The organism is Acidomonas methanolica (assembly GCF_004346035.1).
GTDB classification, from domain to species: Bacteria; Pseudomonadota; Alphaproteobacteria; order Acetobacterales; family Acetobacteraceae; genus Acidomonas; species Acidomonas methanolica.
This window is the reverse complement of the sequence record NZ_SLZN01000006.1, coordinates 89,596-109,954: the sequence shown is the minus strand read 5'-3', so window position 1 is coordinate 109,954 and position 20,359 is coordinate 89,596. Positions and strand designations below refer to the sequence as shown.

Below are 20,359 nucleotides of genomic sequence, written 5' to 3'. Positions count from 1 at the left end.
GGGGACTCTCCTCTCTTGCCGGATATTCGGCATCAGAGGCGAAGCCGCCCTCTCACTCCTTCCCGGCCGGACCGGCACGAAAAAAGCGGCTTCCGGATAACGGAAGCCGCTTTCTCGAAATCCCGCATCAGCTCATACTGTGCGGTGTTTCATGCTCTACATCGAGAGGCCTGGCGCGTCCCATCCATGGACAGGGTCGGATTTCCTTCACCCAGTCCGCAAAGCTCGGGATAAACCCGAAATCTTCCCGGACGTGCTGTTCGCCGATCAGCCGGGTCGGCACTGCCCGCCCGGTCGAAAGCGTGAGTGTGACACCGAACAGTTTTTCGGCAAGGAAGATGCCTTCCGCATGGTGTCGCAGCGCCCGGTGCCGGAAGTCCGCCGTGATCAGTTTCGATTCATCGAACCATGTATGCAACGGCAGGTAATCCTCTACCGTACCGCCCCATTTCCGCACGGAGAGGGCATGATGATAACTATGCGCCATGGTGCCCTTCCTCCGTCCATTCATGGCCGTAGTTTTCGACGGCGGTGTAACGCTCGTTATACTCCAGGGCGATGGACCGTCCCGCGACGTCAAAGGTAAACTCGCCATACGCACCATCATTGTTTTCCCAACCACCGTGCGCTTCGGAAAGCAGGTCGTAGCAGACGTTCTCAATGACATCCTTGACGCTGCAATCATCAGTTTTCGACGTGGCACATTGCCAGTCGACAGAGATGTAAGGCATGCAGTTTTCCAGAACCGTATTATCGGTTTCCGGAGTGACCGCCATATCTTCGATCTGGCCGCTATCTCCGCAACCATCGAAGGTGACCACCGCTGTTTCGATCCCAGCAGCATCAAGGCAATCAAACAGTGCTTTGCGATTGACTGCTCCAAATTCCTGTTGCCGTTTCCGATAGGCCTCATAATGCTCGGAAAAGGCGGTGAAGGTATCGGCCCGTTCAGGCGTATTTCCTGGATTGGTCATGTCCTGTTTCTCCTGGATCAGCAGGACGGCCCTGACCGAAGCCAGGGCCGGTTAGGTTCGGAGTCATGAATTACGAGGCGCCCGTCATTCGGCCGCGATATTCGTGGCGGTTTCGATGGGGATAACAGCGACCTGTTTCTGATGACCGTCGGTCAAACCAGCAGTTCGCAATGCTTCGGGCAGCCAGCCGGAGCCGTCCAGCAACTGCTCGGCCTCACTGGCCATGTCCATTTTCTTGAGATGCGCAATGCGGGCCGCTGCCTCATCGCCGCGTGCTTCGCGTACGGCTTCGAGGATACGCGCCTTGGTGACACGGCCGAGATAGTTCTCCACCGTCGGCTGCCATCCCGCTTCGGCCGGATTGAGTTGGAGCACTGTCGCCAGCCGGCCGGCTCGCGCCAGGCGCTCCCTGACGCTACGTGCCAGAGACGGACCATGGGACGATTCATGCAGCGCGTTGACGCCAAAAGACAGGCAATGCGCCAGTAGGGCCAGGCGACTGGTATCATCCAACCCGTCGAGCCACTGCCAGAGTGCATCCTCGTCATCGGGAAGATCATGCTTCCAGCCCTCGTTGCGCTGGCGAAGTTCATGAGCGGGAACACTGCCCGGCATGTCTGGCGAATGCACCCGCAGCGGGATTTCCCGGACATAGGCTTCCAGGCAATCCGCGCCCGACACCTGCCAGTAGAGATCGCGCACCAGCGTGTGGAGCAGTTCGGTCAACGCGATGTGCGGATTGCCGGCGAACGCGTCACGCAGGGCCAGCGTGCGCCAGGCCGTCAACTCTGTCAGCAGGCGGTCGGGCAGCGGCTTCAGCCCATCTTCCTCTTCGGGCTCGGTGCCGGGGGCGCCTTCCGTCCCAGTTCCTTCGACGTCATCACCCGCGCCGTGATGGACGACCGCGTCATCATCACCCTCGGGTGTATCCGGGCCGTCCTCGGGCTCCGCCGGCACATCTTCAGGGCGGACGAAGCCCCGTTCGACCAGCAGCGTGGCATCAGTATCCAGGCTGATAAAGGCCCCTGCCCGGACCACCTCCGCCGGATCGAAGGACACAGGGCGTTCTTCCAGCGCCTCAATAGCCTGTTCGATCTCCCCCAGCCGGGTATCGACGTCGTCGGGGAACTCATCGGCCTGTGCGTATTCCGCCTCGATGGCTTCCTGCTCGCTGTGCAGAGCGGTTAGACGGGCGGCTTCTTCTTCCGAGAGCACAACCGGCGAGCCTTCAATCCTCGCGAAGCCCCGCGTGTGTCCCCACGGGAAGGACAGCGCCGTCTCGACCCACTTCCAGCCTTCGGCGCGGATGTCATCGGCCGCCCCAGCCAATTTGTCCATCACCAGCCGGTCGAGGAGGGTCGGATCCTGCAGCCAGCCGCCGTCATCGGCCTCGAACAGGTCACGCATGACATGGCCACCGGCAGCGAGATAGGCATCCAGCCCGACGAAGCGCACGCGGCGATCCGATGCGCGCACGGTTTTTTCCGTCAGCATGCGGCGGATCAGATAGGGCTCGCGGTTATGGCTCTGGGCGATAATCTCCCAGACCTGCTCCTGACGGGCATGGTCATCACTGATGGAAAACGCCATGAGCTGATCGAGCTTCATGCCGTCCTGCTCGTAAATCTCGAGCAGTTTGTCGGACACGGTCATCAGGCGCAGGCGCTGTTTGACCACGGTGGGCACGACGAAGAACGCGGCGGCGATCTCGTCCTCGGACATGCCCTTCTCCAGCATGTCCCGAAAGGCACGAAACTGGTCCAGCGGATGCAGCGCCACGCGCTGCACGTTCTCGGCCAGGGAATCATCCTCGGCGAGAATGGCCGATCCGGCCTCGCGCACGACACAGGGCACCGGGGCAGTCTTGGCCAGTTTCTTCTGCTTGACCAGCAGTTCGAGCGCGCGGAAGCGACGGCCGCCAGCCGGCACCTCGTAGGAACCTGTCTCCGTCCCATCATCGTTCAGAACAGGGCGTACGTTGAGGCTCTGGAGCAGCCCGCGACGTTCGATGTCGCGGGCCAGTTCCTCGATCGACAGGCCGGCCTTCACACGCCGCACATTGGACTGCGACAGCACCAGTTTGTTGAAAGGGATATCACGGGACGCATTGAGAGCGATTTTCTGGATGGCGCTCGCCATGGCGGAACACTCCGTGACGGACGGGCGGAAGCCTCTCTCCCACCCCTGAATCCGTCATGAAATCACTCCCACCCTCTGACTTTTCATGAAAAACCCGAGGCCGATTAAGTCGCTAACCGTCCTCTTGTCGGTCGTCCAGCCTGTGTTATCTGCTCCCCGAAACTGGACATGTGTACTCGCAGTATACATCACAAAAGATGCGATGTCCGATCTGTATCCGAGTCAGAACACCAACATGAACCGCACCGTCGACAGAATATGTTAGACCACCCGTAATCCACAGAAAAAGCTACCGAATGTCTCAAACAAAAACGACGCCTCACCATTCGGCGCTTCTGACTCAAGCCGGATCGCGACATCATGACACCTATTAATTATATAATGATATACACAAACGATGTTTCACAACATAATAAACGGCGTATTCAGGGCAATCTTGTGCAGTCCAGCGATGCATCGTGATGTTCGCCCCACCCCTTTTGCCGGGAAGTGGCACACCTTCTGGCATTTAAATCCGCCAGACAGTTCTTGAACTCAGCCGTTCCCGGAGTATGCCCCATGCTCCGGCAACTTTGTTCGTCCTCAGTGAGTCGACGATCTGTCGTCGTGCCACATGCAGAAAGCAAAGCGATCAAAGAGATACACGTCGTTATTTTAAACGAATTCCTCAAGTATGCGATCATAACGTTCCTCCGCCATCATCAATGGTAAGCATATAGTAAAGCCTGAACCCTTCTAGGAGTGTCCTAATAATTATAGATTTTTTTGAAGAAATGTCAATTTTTCTATCTAGCCGTAACCTGGAAATAACCCTATTCGGGCCAGAGTAAGCCAACTGCTTTCTTCAAAGGTTTACGACGTGCGAAATAATCATACGTAACGTTCGATATATTTTCTGATTTACAATATCTTTTTTGGGCAATGTCGCCGCTTCTAGTGATTTCATCATCACACACGCGCGTTAAATGGCGATATTCTGACGCAAATTTCGTAAGATTTAATGGTGCTTATACCATCCATACCCTCGAATATTGTTCCATGCATCGGTGGTATGGCAGGCATAGCAATGCTCCACCGGGGCATCCTGATGCGCGACGTGCTGCGAAATCATTTTGAAATGCATCATGTAATGGCTGGGCGGCGCCTTGTGACAGGCGTTGCAATCCGTCGATATCTGATCGGCGGGATGTTCGAACGCGGCGATCAGCCATGTCTTGGTGGAGTGACAACTCGCGCAATCAGGACCAAAGCGGGCGCGATGAGGATCCACGTTGGAGTGACAGCTTGCGCAATTCAGATGGAGAACGGCATCACGGTCAAGTCGATGATCAGTCGGAATAGCCGCAGCGCTTCCCGGAATCGGCGACGCTCCAACCAGCCCGGCCGAGCGAAGTTGCGCAACGGTGTCTGACCAGAAATCCGCCCTCGTCAATGCACTATGATCCATCACGGTCATATGTGGCCGCTCACCGTGCTCCACATGACAGGACGTACATTGCGTCGCCGCGACATGAAACCGGGTGGATTGCTTGTCGGCGAACGACGCCAGAGAATGACAGGTCACGCAGTTATTGGTCACCACACCTGTGAAAGGCCTGTGACATGTCTCGCACTGGCCCGCGATAAACTGGTGCGCTTTCGAGATCGGTCCGGGATTCACCAACCCTTCCCAACCAGGAACTGCGTTACTGCCGGAACGATGCACGGCAAGGGGCACAACCAGTCCGACGATCAGAGCCGCAAGCGCAAAGACCGTATAGAGTATGACAGCGGGCTTCATAGCCACCTCAGCCCGTAATACAGGCCTGACCAGATATGCAGAATCAGCAGAAAATAGAGGATGACCACAAGGATGACGTGAATCTTGCGCCAACGCCCGAACAGTGCGTTCGCCACCCTCTCCGACCTGACCGCATACTCAACATCGGCCAGCGCCGAGGCAATCGTGGCCTCGCGATCCGATGTACCCCGCGTACCGGGATAGGCCGAGGTCAGAAAAAGGCGCTGGACGATATTATGGGGCACATCCGGCGTCTCGGGCATCAGATGCGCCACCCCGGCATCTGCCAGAGACGTGCGCAGTTGGGCCAGTTCCTGGGTGCGACCGCGCAATCCGCGCCCGATCTGGATCAACATGTAGCGCCCGACATAGCCACTAATAGCGAGGACGAGCATGATGCCGGTTAGCGAGATCCCCATCGGGCTATCGAATTTATGGGCGGCGTGGATCAGGCCCAAAATGGGTGCAAGGACGCCAGCATAGATATGCACCGACAGAAGGGTTCGGCTCTCGACACGCGGCGCGAAATAACGATGCACGACGGGAATGCGTTTGCCCGCTACGTAAATCAGCGGCACCAGCATCAGGATGGCGGCGCAAATGCCAATCAGGCTGCCAGCCAGACTCCCAGGAAAGCGTGGCGCGACATGCACCAGAAAGCCCAGCGGGAACAGCACCAGCAGGACGACCAGGGCGCCGACAATGATTTCGCTGCGCTCCTGCATCACGCCTCCACGACCAGCGGACCACCCGTGGTCTTCGCCTGACAGGCCAGGATGAAACCCTTGGCCTTGTCAGCCGGATCGAGCCCATCCTCGACCGCCATCGTCACCTCACCTTGCTGCAGGTGAGTCGTACACATGCCGCAGATACCGGATCGACAGGAGGATGGAATATTGACACCTGCCGCATCAGCCGCGTCGAGAACCGTTTCATCCAGTTGCAACGGAGCCGATTTCCCTGAAGTGGAAAACGTAATGGTCGTTGCGGCAGGCGTAACGGCCGGGGATGAGGGGGCCGCCACAGGCCCGACCGCAGGTTCGGCCTTCATCGCGGCTGGTCCGAATGCCTCGCTATGAACATTGGCTTCCGGCACAGCGAGATCCGTCAATAACGCTCTCATGCTTGCCATCATCCCGGGTGGGCCGCAGACATGGATACGCCGGTTTGTGAGATCTGGCACCGATTGCTGAAGCAGTTCCTTCGTGATGCGCCCTTCCGGCCCCGACCACTCTGTCCCCGGCGACCGCCGCATGGTGGCAATAACGTGCAGTTTGTCATTGCGACGTTCCAGCCACTCGATTTCCTGGCGAAACACATAGTCGATGCTGGCATGAGCGGAATAGACGAAGTAGATCTCGCCAGGCCAGACGATATCGGTCAGGTATCTCAGGACCGCCATCATCGGTGTGATGCCTACGCCGCCGGACAGCAGGACGATCGAGTCTGCCTCGTCACCCGTAAAGGTGAACATACCCGATGGACCCGCGATCTTTAAAAGATCACCCTCTTTGACCGTGTCGTGCAGGTAGCGCGAGACCAACCCATGTTCCTCGCGTTTGATCGTTAGTTCGAGATGTTCGACCTGCCCCGGCGACGATGCGATCGTATAGGACCGGCTCGCGGGCTTGCCAGACGTCGGCTCGATGGTGAGTTGCACGAACTGGCCGGGTTTGAAGTCAAAGGGAATCCGCCCCCCATCGGCCGGAACTAGATAGAACGTCACGATCGCCGGTGTCTCCCGAATGATCCGGGCCACTTTCAGACCGCCACGCCAGAGGCCGTGTCGAGGTGCGCCGACGATCGGAGTGGCCGTTCCACCGCCTGGTCCCGGTACAGGGGGAGGCGGCGGAACAGGAGGTGTTGGACCGCCGCCGGTCGACGATGGTGGCGTGGGCGGGACCGTTGGTTTCGGTGCGAATGCCGTGGTGGTCCTGAGAATCTCTTGCACGCGATGCAACCGCAGGACCTGCAAGATCAGCAGAGCGATCGATACCAGGATCAGGATCGTCATGAACACCAGGTGGGCCGGCGTCAATCCGAAAAACAGGCCGTTCTGCTGGCTCGCCGCGACTGTCGGCAGACCCATCTGTGCCGTGAACCAGTTGAATGCCACCATTTGAGGATTCACGAGGCCGGTCGCGGCCGCGCGCGCGGCCATTCCGCTATCGAGCAACGCAACGCCTTCATGGAGATGCTGGCTGGATCGACGCATCGTCTCCCACGACAGGGACTGAGCGGCATCGACCGATGCGGCGCCGACTTCGCGAAGACCGTCCTGAAGCCTCTGTGCCGCAATATCGGCCAGCATCTGACGTTCGGCGTCGGTCAGCTTCGGATGCGTCATCATGAAAGTATAAAGCGGCGTGCGACCGCGCGCTCCGCAACAACCCGCGTCGGCCTTGTCTGCTCCGGGAACCGCACTCAATGCCTGCCCAGCCTGAGGCAGCATGCGGCTCATCATATCGCCCTGCACCGCCGGCCCGGATGGTGGCGCACCGGGGTTCCCCGCCGCGCCCATGCCAGGGTGATGGCTTGCATGCTCGTCACCACCCATCGACATCATGCCGTCCATGTCGGACATACTTGAGTCGGGTCGAGCGGTGGTCGTCTCCATTCCGCCGGACGACTCGGCGCCATGACCGGCATCCCGGGGCGCTGCCATCGGCCCATCGTCTTCCGGCTGATCCCGCCGCAGCGCCAGCGAAGGTGGCGGGCTGCCTGTCGTAGGCCCCGTCATAGTGCCGCTGGACATGGCCGGAACGGCGGGAGACTCACCCGGTGCCTGAGCGAATCCCTCGGACATGCTGACGAGCAGCGTCATGATCACGACACTCACGCTCAAAAAGACACGCCTCATGGTTTCTCCAACACGCCATCATCCTCGGCAAAGCCCATACCGGCCCGCTTTCCGGATGTCGTCAGGGCACGGGTTATTACCCTACAGGGGTATGGCATATTTTCCTTGATCTCGATCAATTATCCCAGCGGCATCTATTGTCGGGGCATCGGCATATCCATGTCGTGATGCATATGATGTCCGCCAGCTGCTCCTGCCTGGGCGACCAGCGCCTGGTAGTCGGAACTGTTCATTCCCGGAAGCTTTTTGAGAAACGCGACAATGTTCCAGAGATCATCATCACCATGATCCGCCCAGGACGGCATGCCCGACATCTTGATGCCATGCTTGAGGATCCAGAACAGTTCGCCTTGCGTATAGCGTTGCGCCACATCATTCAAAACCGGCGGCTTCGGATACATCCCCTCCGCCATATCCTCGGCCTCGACGCCCGGCGCGGAATGACAGGAGGCGCAATGCGTCGAAAAATGCGATGCACCGCCGACGAGCCGTGCCTGCGTCTCAAGATCGACAGGTGTGGTAATGCCCTCGGCGTGATGCCGGATTGAATGGAAGCGTGCCGTTTCCAGAACACGATAGGTCAGCCGCCAATGCGGCGAGGTGGCGCCTACATCATACAGACCACCGAAAACGACGGCCGTTCCCGCGCCGATCCCGACCAGCAGAATGCCGGCGAGACTCCAGGCTAATCTTTTCATGCGTGCCTCCCTGGGCATGTCCAGGGGCGACGCTTATGACGCCGCCCCGCTCCATCAGGAACCGATCAGCGCTGATGAACCGCGTCGGGCATGCTCTGCGGGCCCATCGGCATTTTCATGCCGTCGCCCTTGTCGCCGCAGCCCATTTTCATCTTTTTATCCGATGGTGCCATTGCCTGACCGTTCGGCATGGCCATGCCCTTCATCTTCATACATCCCCCCATCTTTCCTTTCATTTTCATGCCTTTCTCTGCCCCCTTCATGCCGGATCCGGGCATGCCGTCCATTTTCATCTTGTCGTGGTCCATTCCTGACATGCCTGACATACCCTGCATTCCGGACATATCCTGGCCCTGCGGCTGGGCTGGTGCCGGAACCGGTGTCTGGGCATGCGCAACTGAGACCGTGGCCAGGAGTGCTACCAGAAGGGCCGATGATCTGAAATTAATGGTCAGCATTGGTCTTTTCCTCATCATTGGTTATCGGATGCGAAGGCGCACAATGCGCCCCGCGACGATTTCACATCGGGCAGGAATAGTCAGAACCACGTCCTGATCCCGAAGGTGAAATTCAGGTCATGGACACGCTCATTCCTTGAACGCGCCATGTCGGCGGCCTGACCGAACGTGCCGGAGTAACTCACGCCGATATAAGGCGCGAATTTCCGATGCCATTCGTAGCGAAGCCGCAATCCCGTATCGATATCGGACAGCCCGGTTCCGACCCCGCGCGCACGATCGGACGCGGAATAGAAGTTCATCTCTACCTGGGGTTGGAGGATCAGGCGATTGGTCAGCAGAATGTCGTAGGAACCTTGCAGACGCCCCGCAGCGCCTCGGTCACTGAAATAGGCCGTGGCCTCCACATTGAAGAAATATAGCGCCAGTCCCTCGACCCCGATCGCGCCCCAGGCCCGTGTGGGGCCGTTGTCAATATCGAGACGCACGCCAGTCTGGACATCGAAATACCGGGAGATGGCACGATCATAGAGGGCCTCATGATCTCCATCACCGAACTTGCCGTTTGTGCCGACCGTGCCTTCGGATTTCAGCCAGAGCTTGTCGTAGTCGGTGCCGAACCAAGCCTGCCCATCGTAACGGAACTGCCCGCCATCGGCACCAAAGCGCGCCTCGAACTGGTCGAGCAGCGCATGCACATAGATGTTATGGTCCATGACCGGCTGGATGCCGTTGACATAGACCACGGGCGCGGGAGCCGAGGCGGTCTGCGCTTCCTGGGTTCCTTCGCTCTGGCGTGCCGGGACTGACTGGGCGCGTCCCGTGCCAGGTACCGCGGTAGCCAGTCCAGCGGCAAGGACCGTGCCACCTATCAGACCCCGGATCACGACACCACCACCGTGCGGAACATGCCCACCTCCATGTGGTAGAGCAGGTGGCAGTGATACGCCCACAGCCCGGGTTCGTCCGCCGTGACCAGGTAACTCAGCCGCTCACCCGGCTTGACGGTAATCGTGTGCTTGTAGGGTCGGCAGTCACCCTGCCCATTTTCCAGTTCGCTCCACAATCCATGCAGATGGATTGGGTGCTCCATCATCGTGTCGTTGATCAGGACGAAGCGCACCCGCTCGCCCAAAGTCAGACGAATCGGTTCCGCTTCCGAGAACTTCTTGCCGTCAAATCCCCAGATGAAGCGTTCCATGCTGCCGGTCAGGTGCAGGGTGATCTCGCGCGACGGCGGGCGTGGGTCCGCGCCCGGGATCGTGGCCCGCAGATCGGCATAGGTCAGAACGCGGCGACCATTATTCTCCAGCCCGTCGCCCGGCTCCGCCAGCCGGTTGATCGGCATCATGGCGACACTCTGCACCGCGACGCCGGGCTTCAGCTCTGTTTTATGCCGCGGCGCAGCCGCCGTGCCCGGCATATCCATCGCGGCGGCTCCGGGCCTGTTGGCCTGCTTCATATCCATGTGATCCATGTCCATGCCGCCGCTGGCAGGGGCATCACCGGGCTTCCCCGGCGGACTCCCCATCTCCATGCCTGCCATGCCGCCCTTCATGTCCATATTCCCCATGCCCATGTCGGTCATGGTGCGCAGCGGGCGCGGGTCCATGGGGGGAACCGGCCCGGCAAGGCCCGGACGGGTGGCGAGTGTGCCGCGCGCGTATCCGGTGCGATCCTCGGCCTGCGCAAAGACCGTGTACGGTCCATCGGCGGTGGGCTCGACAATCACATCGTAGGTTTCTGCAGGTCCGATGCGGAATTCATCGACAGGGATGGGCTCCACGTCATTGCCGTCGGCCTGAACGACGGTCATCGTCAGGCCGGGAACCCGCACGTCGAACAGCGTCATCGCCGACGCATTGATGAAGCGCAGGCGTATGCGCTCGCCCGGTCGGAACAGGCCAGTCCAGTTTGCCCCGGGAGACTGGCCGTTGATCAGGTAGGTGTAGATGATGCCCGACACATCCAGAATGTCGGTCGGTGCCATGTTCATGGCACCCCATTGCAGGCGATCCCGGATCGTCGCACCCAGCCCTTGCCGATGCGCGTCACGGAAGAACGTGCCCACCGTACGCTGGCGGAAATTGTAGTAATCGCTCTGGAATTTGAGATTTGAGACGATGTCCTCGGGATCGACGTCGGTCCAGTCGGACAATACCATCACATAATCGCGGTCGAAATGCTGCGCGTAACCGTCTCTCGGGTCGATGATCAGAGCCCCATACAGGCCCGTCTGCTCCTGGAAGCCGGAATGGCTGTGATACCAGTAAGTGCCGCTCTGATGCAGCGGGAAGCGATAGGTGAACGTGTCACCCGGCGCGATCCCGCCAAAGCTCAGACCGGGCACGCCATCCATGTGGGCCGGCACCCGGAGGCCGTGCCAGTGGATCGAACTGGGCTCATCCAACCGGTTGGTGACGTTCAGTTCGACCGTGTCATCCTGACGCCAGCGCAGGATCGGCGCGGGCGTGGAGCCGTTCACACCCACCGCGTGCATGCGCGCACCGGTGATATTGATCGGTACAGAACCGATCGTAAGGTCGAAACGGGTACCAGGCAGCGGGTCGGGCCGCCCCGACGCCGGTGTATAGACCGAAGCGTAGGCGCTCGCGCTGCCCTGCGGGAGGGCCAGCGCCGCTCCCCACAGGCCCGTCCCGACGACGAAACGGCGGCGCGTGATCGCGCTCCGTCCCGCAAGGGATCGTATTGAGATGAATAATAGTCCGCAAAAGAGAGAAGGCGGAGCCGGTCATAGGTCCATGACCAGCCCTGAGACTGTCAGAACAGAATCAGGCCATCTCTCTGGGCGGTGGCAGGGCCGGCGCGAACCCATGACCGACGATGCGATCCGAACGAGACAGGCCGAAAGGTGCCGTAACACCTGAGTAATCAAACGCCCTGGTCACGGAGGGCGGCATCAGCCAATTGGCGACGCAGGCACCCTGGGCGCAGCAATCGCCGCAATGATGACATGGATGATGGTCGTGGCACGGTTCATGATTGCAATGTGCGGTCGTCGCATCCGTATGGGATGGCATCTGCATCCCTGGCATGTCAACCATCGGTTGGGTAACCAAAGCAACTGTAGAAGACAACGTGGCGGCATGACCCGGCATGACGGACGCCAGCATCAGTCCCACCTGCAGAAGCAGGCAGGCCAGCAACCGTCCCAACCGTGTCGCGCCGATTTCTTGCACATCTACCCCGTCATCTTGCTGACCGTTTCGATCAGTTCCCCGATCTTTTCCTGACGTTCCACCGGATCGCCGGATTCGATCGCCTCCACGACGCAGCCCGCGATATGTTCGCGCAGAACAAGCCCCTCGAGCCGATGCAACGCCGCCTTGGCGGCCCGAAGCTGAAGCAGAACATCCACGCAATAGCGGTCTTCGTCCACCATTTTCTGGATGCCACGCACCTGACCTTCGACCCGTTTCAGGCCCTGCGAAATCTTTACCCGTGACTGCCTCATTGCACTATACCCTACAGGGGCATACCATGGAGCGCAAGCGATTATGGCATGTCTGGCGCCGCGTGGCGGCCACAAACAAGGGGACCTCATGACGAACGACAATACAGCAGCTTGCGCGTCCCATCTCCATGGAGAGGGTCCCACCCCGGCAGCGACCGGAGTTAAGACGCGCCCGGTCAAGGATCCCGTGTGTGGCATGACAGTCGACCCCGCGACGGCGACGCATCATGCCGACCATGATGGCCAGACCTGGTATTTCTGCAGCGCGCACTGTCAGACAAAGTTCGAAGCCGACCCCTGTCATTACCTGCACAAGGCGGACACGACGCCCATCAAGTCTCAGCCCAAACGGGTCGGGGTGATCTGGACCTGCCCGATGCACCCTCAGATCCGACAGGATCACCCCGGCTCCTGCCCCATCTGCGGCATGGCGCTGGAACCGGAGGAGCCATCCGACGCCGACACGCCTAACCCGGAACTCGTGGATTTCAGCAAGCGCCTGTGGGGGGCGAGCATATTGGCGGTCCCGCTCGTTATCATCGCCATGGCGGCGGATATGGGAGGGCTGGCATTTCTCGATGGCGGCCTGACGAACTGGATTCAGTTGGCGCTCACGGCGCCAATCGTGCTGTGGGCCGGCTGGCCGTTCCTCGAACGCGGCTGGATGTCGCTCCGCACCCGGCATCTGAACATGTTTACGTTGATTATGCTGGGCGTCGGCGCAGGCTTTCTCTATAGCATCGCCGCGACAGTGGCCCCTGGCCTGTTCCCTGCTGCCTTCCGCATGCATGACGGGTCGGTCCCGGTCTATTACGAAGCCGCCGGTGTTATCGTGGCCCTGGTGTTGGCCGGGCAAGTCCTGGAACTGCGCGCCCGCGCCCGTACCAGTCGCGCCATTCGCGCGCTGCTGGATCTCGCACCGAAAATCGCACACCGGGTCGGCGCGCTGGATCGGGAGGACGACGTACCGCTGGCCCAGATCGTGCCCGGCAATCGGCTCCGCATCCGGCCGGGGGAAAGCATCCCGGTGGACGGCACCGTCATGGACGGGCGCTCCAGCGTGGACGAAGCCATGCTGACAGGAGAGCCAGCACCTGTCGCCAAGGGACCGGGTGACAAGGTGACGGGTGGAACCATCAACGGCACCGGCAGCCTGCTGATGACAGCCGAGGCCGTTGGCTCGGACACGATGCTGGCCCGGATCGTCAGCATGGTGGCGGCTGCCCAGCGTACGCGCGCACCGATCCAGGCGGTGGCGGACCGGGTCTCCGGCTGGTTCGTGCCGCTGGTCGTGCTTGTGTCCCTTCTGACCTTCGTCGTCTGGCTTCTGGTCGGTCCGCAACCGCGCTTCGGACACGCACTGCTGAACGCCATTGCGGTCCTGGTGATCGCCTGCCCGTGCGCGCTGGGCCTGGCCACTCCGATGTCGATCATGGTGGGCATGGGGCGCGGGGCGCGGGCCGGCGTGCTGGTTCGCAACGCCGAAGCCCTGCAGGCGCTGGATACGGTCGATACGCTGGTGATCGACAAGACCGGCACCGTAACCGAAGGCAAGCCCCGGCTGATCGCGACCGAAACATCAGGTGCATGGGATTCCAACGTCGTCCTGCGGCTGGCGGCATCACTGGAAACACAATCTGAGCATCCGCTGGCCCAGGCACTGGTCGCCGCGATGACGGCGCAGGGCCTTCAGGCCGCGCCGGTCGGGGATTTCGCGTCTCAGACCGGCCTGGGCGTGACCGGCACCGTCGACGGCCATGCCGTCGTCGTCGGAAACCAAGCCCAGATGCGGCAGCAGGGCATCGATGCGTCGGCATTGATCCCTGTCGCGGATTCCCACCGGGCGGAGGGCGCGGGCGTCATGTTCGTCGGCGTCGACGGACAGGCCGCTGGGCTGCTGGTCGTGGCCGATCCGCTGAAGACCGACGCGAAGGAGACCATCGCGGCACTGCACGCAGCCGGCATGCGGATCGTGATGCTGACGGGCGACAATGCCCGGACTGCGGAAGTCGTCGCCCGGCAGGCGGGAATCGACGAGGTACATGCCGACCTCAAGCCTGAGGACAAGGCCGCGATCATTCGTGACATGCAACAGAAGGGAGCCCGTGTCGCCATGGCGGGCGACGGAGTCAACGACGCGCCGGCCCTGGCCACCGCCGATATCGGAATCGCCATGGGCACAGGCACCGATGTCGCAATCGAAAGCGCCGGGATGACACTGGCACAAGGCAGCCTCGCCGGATTGGTACGCGCCCGCCGCCTGGCACAGGCGACGATGCGCAACATCCGGCAGAATCTGGCATTTTCTTTCCTGTTCAATGGGATCGGCATCCCACTTGCCGCAGGCGTACTGTATCCTGTCTTTGGCCTTACGCTGTCGCCCATGTTCGCGGGAGGCGCGATGGCCCTGTCCTCCCTGGCCGTCGTGACAAACGCACTGCGGCTCAATGCCCTGAGACTTCGGTGAAAGCAGATTGCCTATTTCGTTCGGAAGGTATGCCTATCCGCGACAGGAACCCACACGAAGCGAAGACCCGTTCATTACAGGAGCATAGATTTTCATGCAGGAGTCGCCAGATGGGATATAGCTTGAATTGGTTTTATACCCTGCCCAAAGCGCTCAATGGCCTTACGATCCTTCTCAAGCGCCCGTAAGGCAGATACCGGACTTTCAGGTCAGCAATCCTACTGAAAGCCGGCCGCCACAGTTGTTCCCGTACATCGGCTTCCCGCTTATCCGGCGCGACAAGGAGCAGTCCCTCCAAAGCCTGCGCCTCTGACCCGCGAGCAAGATCCAGCATCCGCACGATGCCGGAATAGATGGTCGTTGAATGCTCAACCTCGAAGGCTGCGACAACCCTGTGGCTTTCCCGATCAAGCCACAGAACATCGATCAGACGCACGGATTCCGCTCCCTGCGTTTCCGTCGTGAACCCAGGCAACACCGACAGGCAGCCACCCAGATCATTGGAAAGCCGCGAACGATAGGTCGCATTCAGTTTCAGGATGCCCTGCCGCATGGCAAGATATTCCTCCCATCGCCCCAGCTTCACCTTTGATCCGGTCAGGGCATTATATGGATGTTCGCGACGGCGGCCATTGCGCTGAACAACTCGCTCCGTTTTTCCTCAAGACGAAAGCAGGGCAGCAGGTGCGCCACGATACGTTTGAGCTTTGCATTAACGGGGACGCGAATCATCGCCGGCCGGTGGCCGCGTGCAATCTCATTGGGGATGACAAGGCGTCGTCCGACAAGGAGAGCCACCCGTAAAGAAAGACATCGGGAGAGACTGTCTAATCACCATTCAATGACTGGTCTGCTTTCTATTCTTGTAAACTCAAAGCCGATGCAATCTGCAACAGCCATGAATACGATGTCGTGCAGGAAGCCGTCACAGGATGGATAGACGATCGCACAGAGTGCATCGTGAATGATCGAAGCCCACGACGTGCGAGCACATATCGCGACCAATATGACATTTATTGAATTTCACCTCCCGGTCCTAATCAGGGTAACCGTCGACAGACCGCGACGCTGAATCTCATTATTTGGGCGGATAAGCTCTCGAACAGTCTAATTCGCGCGTCAATTAATTAGTTCACCTAATGAGAGTATTCACATTATAGCATCTAATCAATGTCGAGACGCGTGATGTAGGCTCCCGGGAGCTTAAAATTCTGTTTCGGCGCGGTGCTCGGAAGCCTGGCCATACAAGTCGGCTGTTTTCAGGATGATGAGACGCCCCATTGCGGTGCGGACTTCGGCGATGTCGATATGAAAATAGCCGACCGGATAAGTCTTGAACTTCGAGCGCCTGGGCTTGTCGCCCTTGGTGTCGGGCAGACGGCTGATTCCATGGCGCTGAAGACAACGATGCAATGAAGAGCGCGTCAGATGCGGGATCGTCGCCTGTAGCGCGTAAAGGCAGTCGTCCAGGGGCAATAATGTATGGCGGCGGAACGCCACGACGATGCCCTCCTCCTCGATCGACAGGACCGTCGAAAGAGGAGCCTTCGGGCCAGTGCGTCGATCCGCTGTATCGGGCCGTCCCTTCGATTTGGCGACTGTCTTCGGGTTGACCCCGTGGCGTTCCGCCAGAGCTCTCAGGCTCTCTTGACTATGCTGTATCGCTCGACGGACTGCCGTTGTCGTCGTGGCGCATCCGTGGTGAACCTGGCCCATAGCGCATCCTTCCACTCTCGTGAAAATAATGCACCATCAAAACCCGGGACTAAACATCTAGGAAACCGCCTGCCCTGTTCCCCCATCCGTCGGCTGCGCGTATGCTGGGTGTGTCCGCCCCTACCGTGTTGAAAGCCTGACGCTCATGAGCGGCCCTCTCCCTTTTCCCTCGCGCCAACCTAGCCAGAAAGCTCACCCCACCCGCGCCCGCGCGGGCAGGAGATGGCAGGGCGCGCTGGGCAAGGGGCTGGCAGGGCTGCTGGCGTGCGCGGGGCTCCCTCCCCTTGCTGCCGCCTGGGGGGCGGAAAGCGCGCCCGCCATCAGCGCGCACAGCACGGCCAGCCTGATAAGCGCGTCCGATACCGCCAGCCCCGGCTCGTCCCTCCATGTGGCCCTGCGCCTGCGGCTCAAGCCCGGCTGGCACACATACTGGCTCAACCCCGGTGATGCGGGAGACCCCGCGACCCTGCGCATAACCGCAACGGGCGCGTTAAGGGGCGAGGCGCAAACCATTGTCTGGCCCACGCCGCAGCGGATCAGGGACGCCTCCCTGATGTCCTATGCCTATACGGGCGATGTGGTGCTGCCAGTGGTGCTCCCAATGGTGCGCCCTGTGGAACCTTCAGCGGGACGTCCACCGGCGGCCCAGCCGGGGCAAACGCCCGACGGCCTGGGCGCGCAAGGGCTGACAACCCTTAGCGCCCACGCCAACTGGCTGGTGTGCGCACAGAGCTGTATTCCCGAGGAAGGAACATTCACGCTTGCCCTGCCCGTGGGCGCGCCTCGCCCGTCCGCGCAGGTGGGGCTGTTTACACAGGCGGAGCAGCATACGCCCGTGCCCTCGCCCTACCCGGTGAGCATCAGCCCCACAGGGGTACTTGGCGTTCAGGGCAGGGAGTTGAACCGCCAGTCCGTCGCGCAAGCCTGGTTCATGCCGCAAGAGCGCGGGCGGATTGGGGAAGCCGCACCGCAAGCCCTGCTCTTTGGCCCCGAGGGCCTTGCCCTGCGCCTTGACCCCACGGCTGACTTTACGCCTGCAAAGCCGTTGTCGGGTATTCTGGTGCTCAAGGCCCCCGATGGGACGGAGCGCGCGCTGAGCGTGCGGGCCACCCCGCTGCCCCCCCCAATGGCCAGTGAGCCCTCCATTGCGCCATCGGCCCGGCCTGCCACCGAGCCCAACACAGGAACCACCTCCGGGACCGCTGCCGAAGCCGCCGCTGGAACCGCCACAGGAGGGACCACAGCGGGGACCGCAACGGGAACCGCCATGGGGGCGACCAGCCCAGACCCGGCAGGGGACTATCCGGCAGGGGAGCAGCCGATGGCGGGCCATCTGGCAGCGCTCGGCAATGGCGTGCCGGGGCCGCCCCATGGCGGGGGGGAAAGTGCGTCTGGCCTGTTCCGCCTTGTTGTACTGGGGTTCCTGGGTGGGCTGGTGCTGAACCTGATGCCCTGTGTTTTTCCCATTCTGGCCATGAAGGCGCTGGCCGTCGCCCGCATGGGCCAGAGTGAGCGCCTGCACCAAAAGCAAAGCGCCATCAGCTATGCCGCAGGGGTTATTCTGGGCTTTACCGCCCTTGGCGCGCTGGTCATGGCGCTGCGCCTGGGCGGGGCCGCCACTGGCTGGGGGTTCCAGTTCCAGTCCACGATGTTCGTGGGCATGATCACATGGCTGATCTTCGCCATGGCGCTTAACCTGCTGGGGGTGTTTGTCTTCCTGCCGCCCGCCTTCGCCCTATCCTCCTCCCCCCGGCACGGGCTGGTGCATGACCTGCTGACCGGGCTGCTGGCCGTGGCCGTGGCCTCGCCCTGCACCGCGCCGTTCATGGGGGTGGCCATTGCCGGGGCGCTGGCCGGTCCCCCGGCAACCGGACTGGTCATTTTCGCAGCACTTGGCATCGGGCTTGCCGCCCCTTACGTGCTGCTGGCCTTTTGCCCCGCGCTGGCCAAAAGCCTGCCCCGCCCCGGCGCATGGATGGACTACCTGCGCCAGTTTCTGGCTTTTCCGTTACTGGGCACCTGCGTGTGGCTGCTGTGGGTCGCAGCGGTGGAGGGTGGGGCCACAACGGTTTTGCTTGTATCATCGGGCATGGTGTTCCTGGCCTTTGCGGCATGGGTTTACGGCATTACCCAAAGGCGCCAGCTCCATGCGGGCCATGACCGGGACTGCACGGCCCTGTATGGCGTGGCCCTGCTGGGGCTTTTGGCGGCCATGGCGCTGCTGCCCGCCCTGCTAGAGCAGGCGCCGCAGGCTGGCGCCAACCCGCCCTCCGCCTCGGGTCCGGGCCTTTCAGCCCTCCCCTCCGGCACGGAGGCTTTTTCCGAGGAGCGACTGCGCGCCCTGCACAATGCGGGCAAACCCGTGTTTGTGGACATGACGGCGGCATGGTGCATCACCTGCCTTGTCAATGAGCGCATGGCGCTCAACACACAGGCGACACAGGCAGCCATGGCACGCTATGGCGTAATAACGCTCCGGGGGGACTGGACACAGCGCAACCCCGCCATAACCGCGTTTTTGCGCAAACATGGGCGCGATGGCGTGCCATTCTACCTGTTTGTGCCCGCACATGGCGCGGCAGTGGTGTTGCCACAGATACTGACGCCCGGACTGGTCATAGGCACCATAACGCCCCACGACAAATAACCGGGCGCTGGCTGTACCAGCCCCGGCTCGGCCCGGGCAGGGTGTAAACGGCCCCAAAAGCTCCGGGGCAGTTCAACCTGCTGCCCGTTAACGCGGATCAGCCCGTCCGGCTCGATCACGTCGAGCGGCGCAAATGCGGAGAGCGCGGGTCGGAATGGGAGGAGTGGATTTGCGTTCTGGCAAACAATTCGCGGCCCGGATAATCGGGGATGAAGGGCGCAGACCATGTGCCGGTGGCGCCGATGACCGCGCGGCTTAGGAAATCACCCACGCTGGTGCTGACATTCAGGAATTTCTGGTCAGTGCGTTCCACACGTCCGACCATTACGGGGCGGTGGATCGGCGGCGCATAGCGCGCCTCGTAGAGGCGCCATCAAGCAACCCCCGTGGGTGGAGCAATCGCTATTAGCGCTCCGTCCGGCAATGCCTGCTGCACCTGCAAGGCCTCAGGTGCCGGCGCTGTCATCCACAGATCCATATCTTCCTGCTGCGTCAGGATAACTGGCATGGCCCAAGGATGAATAGCACCGACCTCCCGGTTGGCTTCAGTGGTCAGGAATCCATACAGGTTATTTGTCGTCTCGCCGTCAGCCAGTTTCCTGACCGACGTCCACCGGCACCACAGACCGGCGAAGAAGGCCAGCGGCTCGCCATCCGCTCTGGCGAACCAGACCTGACGACTTCCACCTTCGGGCAGATGTTCGGGCTCGGCAAACGCCGTCAGCGGCACCAGGCAGCGATGTTCCACGCCTTCCCATCGCCGCCACCAGGACGATTCCATATGCCGGATATTGGTTATGCCCCGATCCACCTTCCTGCCCTTGAGCATGCCGGGTGGCGTCGGCATTCCCCAGCGGGCCATGACCAGTTCCCTGCCGCCCTCGGCATTGCGGATGATTGGGGCCATTGTATTCGGCCACACCTCGGGCAACGGTTGCAGGTTGCCGATATGATCGATCATGACCCTGGCGATCATCCTGATCGCCTCCTGGTTCGTCATTACGGAGTAGAGGTTGCACATCGGTGCCGTCCTTCCGTCGTCGGCCAGAAAAAATCCCTGAGACTCAAAGCTTTACAGATATCAGAGACATAGCTGGGCCTCAGCTATTCCCTGCACTGTGTCACACCTCCGGTAATCGTGCCTT

General features: G+C 61.0%; 15 protein-coding genes and 3 pseudogenes. 3 read left to right on the top strand and 15 right to left on the bottom strand.

The window, feature by feature from the left end:
- Positions 1 to 127: 127 nt before the first annotated feature.
- The 11 genes from EDC31_RS06920 to EDC31_RS06865 all read right to left on the bottom strand — a co-directional run bounded on the left by EDC31_RS06920 (position 128) and on the right by EDC31_RS06865 (position 12,384).
- Positions 128 to 487: a DUF6915 family protein gene (locus tag EDC31_RS06920; protein ID WP_042063043.1), complete on the bottom strand. Its 360-nt coding sequence runs from the start codon at positions 485 to 487 to the stop codon at positions 128 to 130.
- Complete coding sequence (locus EDC31_RS06915) at positions 477 to 974, bottom strand: DUF6878 family protein (protein ID WP_010669160.1); 498 nt, start codon at positions 972 to 974, stop codon at positions 477 to 479. The genes EDC31_RS06920 and EDC31_RS06915 overlap by 11 nt, the downstream gene beginning before the upstream one ends.
- Positions 975 to 1,058: 84 nt before the next feature.
- Positions 1,059 to 3,113 carry a ParB/RepB/Spo0J family partition protein gene (locus tag EDC31_RS06910; protein ID WP_018308134.1) on the bottom strand — a complete coding sequence of 685 codons (2,055 nt, stop codon included), beginning with the start codon at positions 3,111 to 3,113 and terminating at the stop codon, positions 1,059 to 1,061.
- Positions 3,114 to 4,110: 997 nt separating this feature from the next.
- A complete protein-coding gene (locus tag EDC31_RS06905) occupies positions 4,111 to 4,893 on the bottom strand; it encodes a hypothetical protein (protein WP_010668178.1) in 783 nt (260 codons plus the stop codon).
- Positions 4,890 to 5,618: a hypothetical protein gene (locus EDC31_RS06900; RefSeq protein WP_010668179.1), complete on the bottom strand. Its 729-nt coding sequence runs from the start codon at positions 5,616 to 5,618 to the stop codon at positions 4,890 to 4,892. Before EDC31_RS06900 ends, EDC31_RS06905 begins: the two co-directional genes overlap by 4 nt.
- Positions 5,618 to 7,753: a 2Fe-2S iron-sulfur cluster-binding protein gene (locus EDC31_RS06895; RefSeq protein ID WP_023979780.1), complete on the bottom strand. Its 2,136-nt coding sequence runs from the start codon at positions 7,751 to 7,753 to the stop codon at positions 5,618 to 5,620. The genes EDC31_RS06900 and EDC31_RS06895 overlap by 1 nt, the downstream gene beginning before the upstream one ends.
- Before the next feature lie 134 nt (positions 7,754 to 7,887).
- Complete coding sequence (locus EDC31_RS06890; protein ID WP_023979779.1) at positions 7,888 to 8,451, bottom strand: c-type cytochrome; 564 nt, start codon at positions 8,449 to 8,451, stop codon at positions 7,888 to 7,890.
- Positions 8,452 to 8,516: 65 nt separating this feature from the next.
- A complete protein-coding gene (locus EDC31_RS06885) occupies positions 8,517 to 8,909 on the bottom strand; it encodes a hypothetical protein (RefSeq protein WP_042056445.1) in 393 nt (130 codons plus the stop codon).
- A gap of 80 nt (positions 8,910 to 8,989) precedes the next feature.
- Positions 8,990 to 9,796: a copper resistance protein B gene (locus tag EDC31_RS06880; RefSeq protein ID WP_023979778.1), complete on the bottom strand. Its 807-nt coding sequence runs from the start codon at positions 9,794 to 9,796 to the stop codon at positions 8,990 to 8,992.
- Positions 9,793 to 11,625 carry a copper resistance system multicopper oxidase gene (locus EDC31_RS06875; protein WP_042056440.1) on the bottom strand — a complete coding sequence of 611 codons (1,833 nt, stop codon included), beginning with the start codon at positions 11,623 to 11,625 and terminating at the stop codon, positions 9,793 to 9,795. The genes EDC31_RS06880 and EDC31_RS06875 overlap by 4 nt, the downstream gene beginning before the upstream one ends.
- Before the next feature lie 486 nt (positions 11,626 to 12,111).
- Positions 12,112 to 12,384, bottom strand: coding sequence for a metal-sensitive transcriptional regulator (locus EDC31_RS06865; protein WP_007284529.1), 273 nt, complete (start codon positions 12,382 to 12,384; stop codon positions 12,112 to 12,114).
- Between the two features lie 43 nt (positions 12,385 to 12,427).
- Here EDC31_RS06865 and EDC31_RS06860 point away from each other — a divergent pair, with 43 nt between their 5' ends.
- Complete coding sequence (locus EDC31_RS06860) at positions 12,428 to 14,851, top strand: heavy metal translocating P-type ATPase (protein ID WP_018308144.1); 2,424 nt, start codon at positions 12,428 to 12,430, stop codon at positions 14,849 to 14,851.
- A 92-nt stretch (positions 14,852 to 14,943) separates the two neighbouring features.
- On the opposite strand, the pseudogene EDC31_RS06855 reads toward EDC31_RS06860, so the two are convergent.
- Positions 14,944 to 15,461, bottom strand: a pseudogene (locus tag EDC31_RS06855) (type II restriction endonuclease); the annotation flags it as partial.
- Between EDC31_RS06855 and EDC31_RS06850 the strand changes: the two are divergent.
- Positions 15,461 to 15,655 carry a hypothetical protein gene (locus EDC31_RS06850; protein ID WP_018308145.1) on the top strand — a complete coding sequence of 65 codons (195 nt, stop codon included), beginning with the start codon at positions 15,461 to 15,463 and terminating at the stop codon, positions 15,653 to 15,655. The pseudogene EDC31_RS06855 and the gene EDC31_RS06850 sit on opposite strands and share 1 nt — an antisense overlap.
- A gap of 444 nt (positions 15,656 to 16,099) precedes the next feature.
- Here the strand turns inward: EDC31_RS06850 and EDC31_RS06845 are convergent.
- Positions 16,100 to 16,567: pseudogene (locus EDC31_RS06845) on the bottom strand (IS481 family transposase); the annotation flags it as partial.
- Positions 16,568 to 16,712: 145 nt separating this feature from the next.
- On the opposite strand from EDC31_RS06845, the gene EDC31_RS06840 reads away from it, so the two are divergent.
- A complete protein-coding gene (locus EDC31_RS06840; protein WP_042062465.1) occupies positions 16,713 to 19,214 on the top strand; it encodes a protein-disulfide reductase DsbD family protein in 2,502 nt (833 codons plus the stop codon).
- Positions 19,215 to 19,368: 154 nt separating this feature from the next.
- Here EDC31_RS06840 and EDC31_RS18430 read toward each other — a convergent pair.
- Together EDC31_RS18430 and EDC31_RS06830 are read right to left on the bottom strand one after the other, a co-directional pair.
- Positions 19,369 to 19,578 (bottom strand): annotated as a pseudogene (locus tag EDC31_RS18430) (pyridine nucleotide-disulfide oxidoreductase); the annotation flags it as partial.
- Between the two features lie 9 nt (positions 19,579 to 19,587).
- Positions 19,588 to 20,235 carry an SOS response-associated peptidase gene (locus EDC31_RS06830; RefSeq protein ID WP_010669086.1) on the bottom strand — a complete coding sequence of 216 codons (648 nt, stop codon included), beginning with the start codon at positions 20,233 to 20,235 and terminating at the stop codon, positions 19,588 to 19,590.
- Positions 20,236 to 20,359 lie beyond the last annotated feature (124 nt).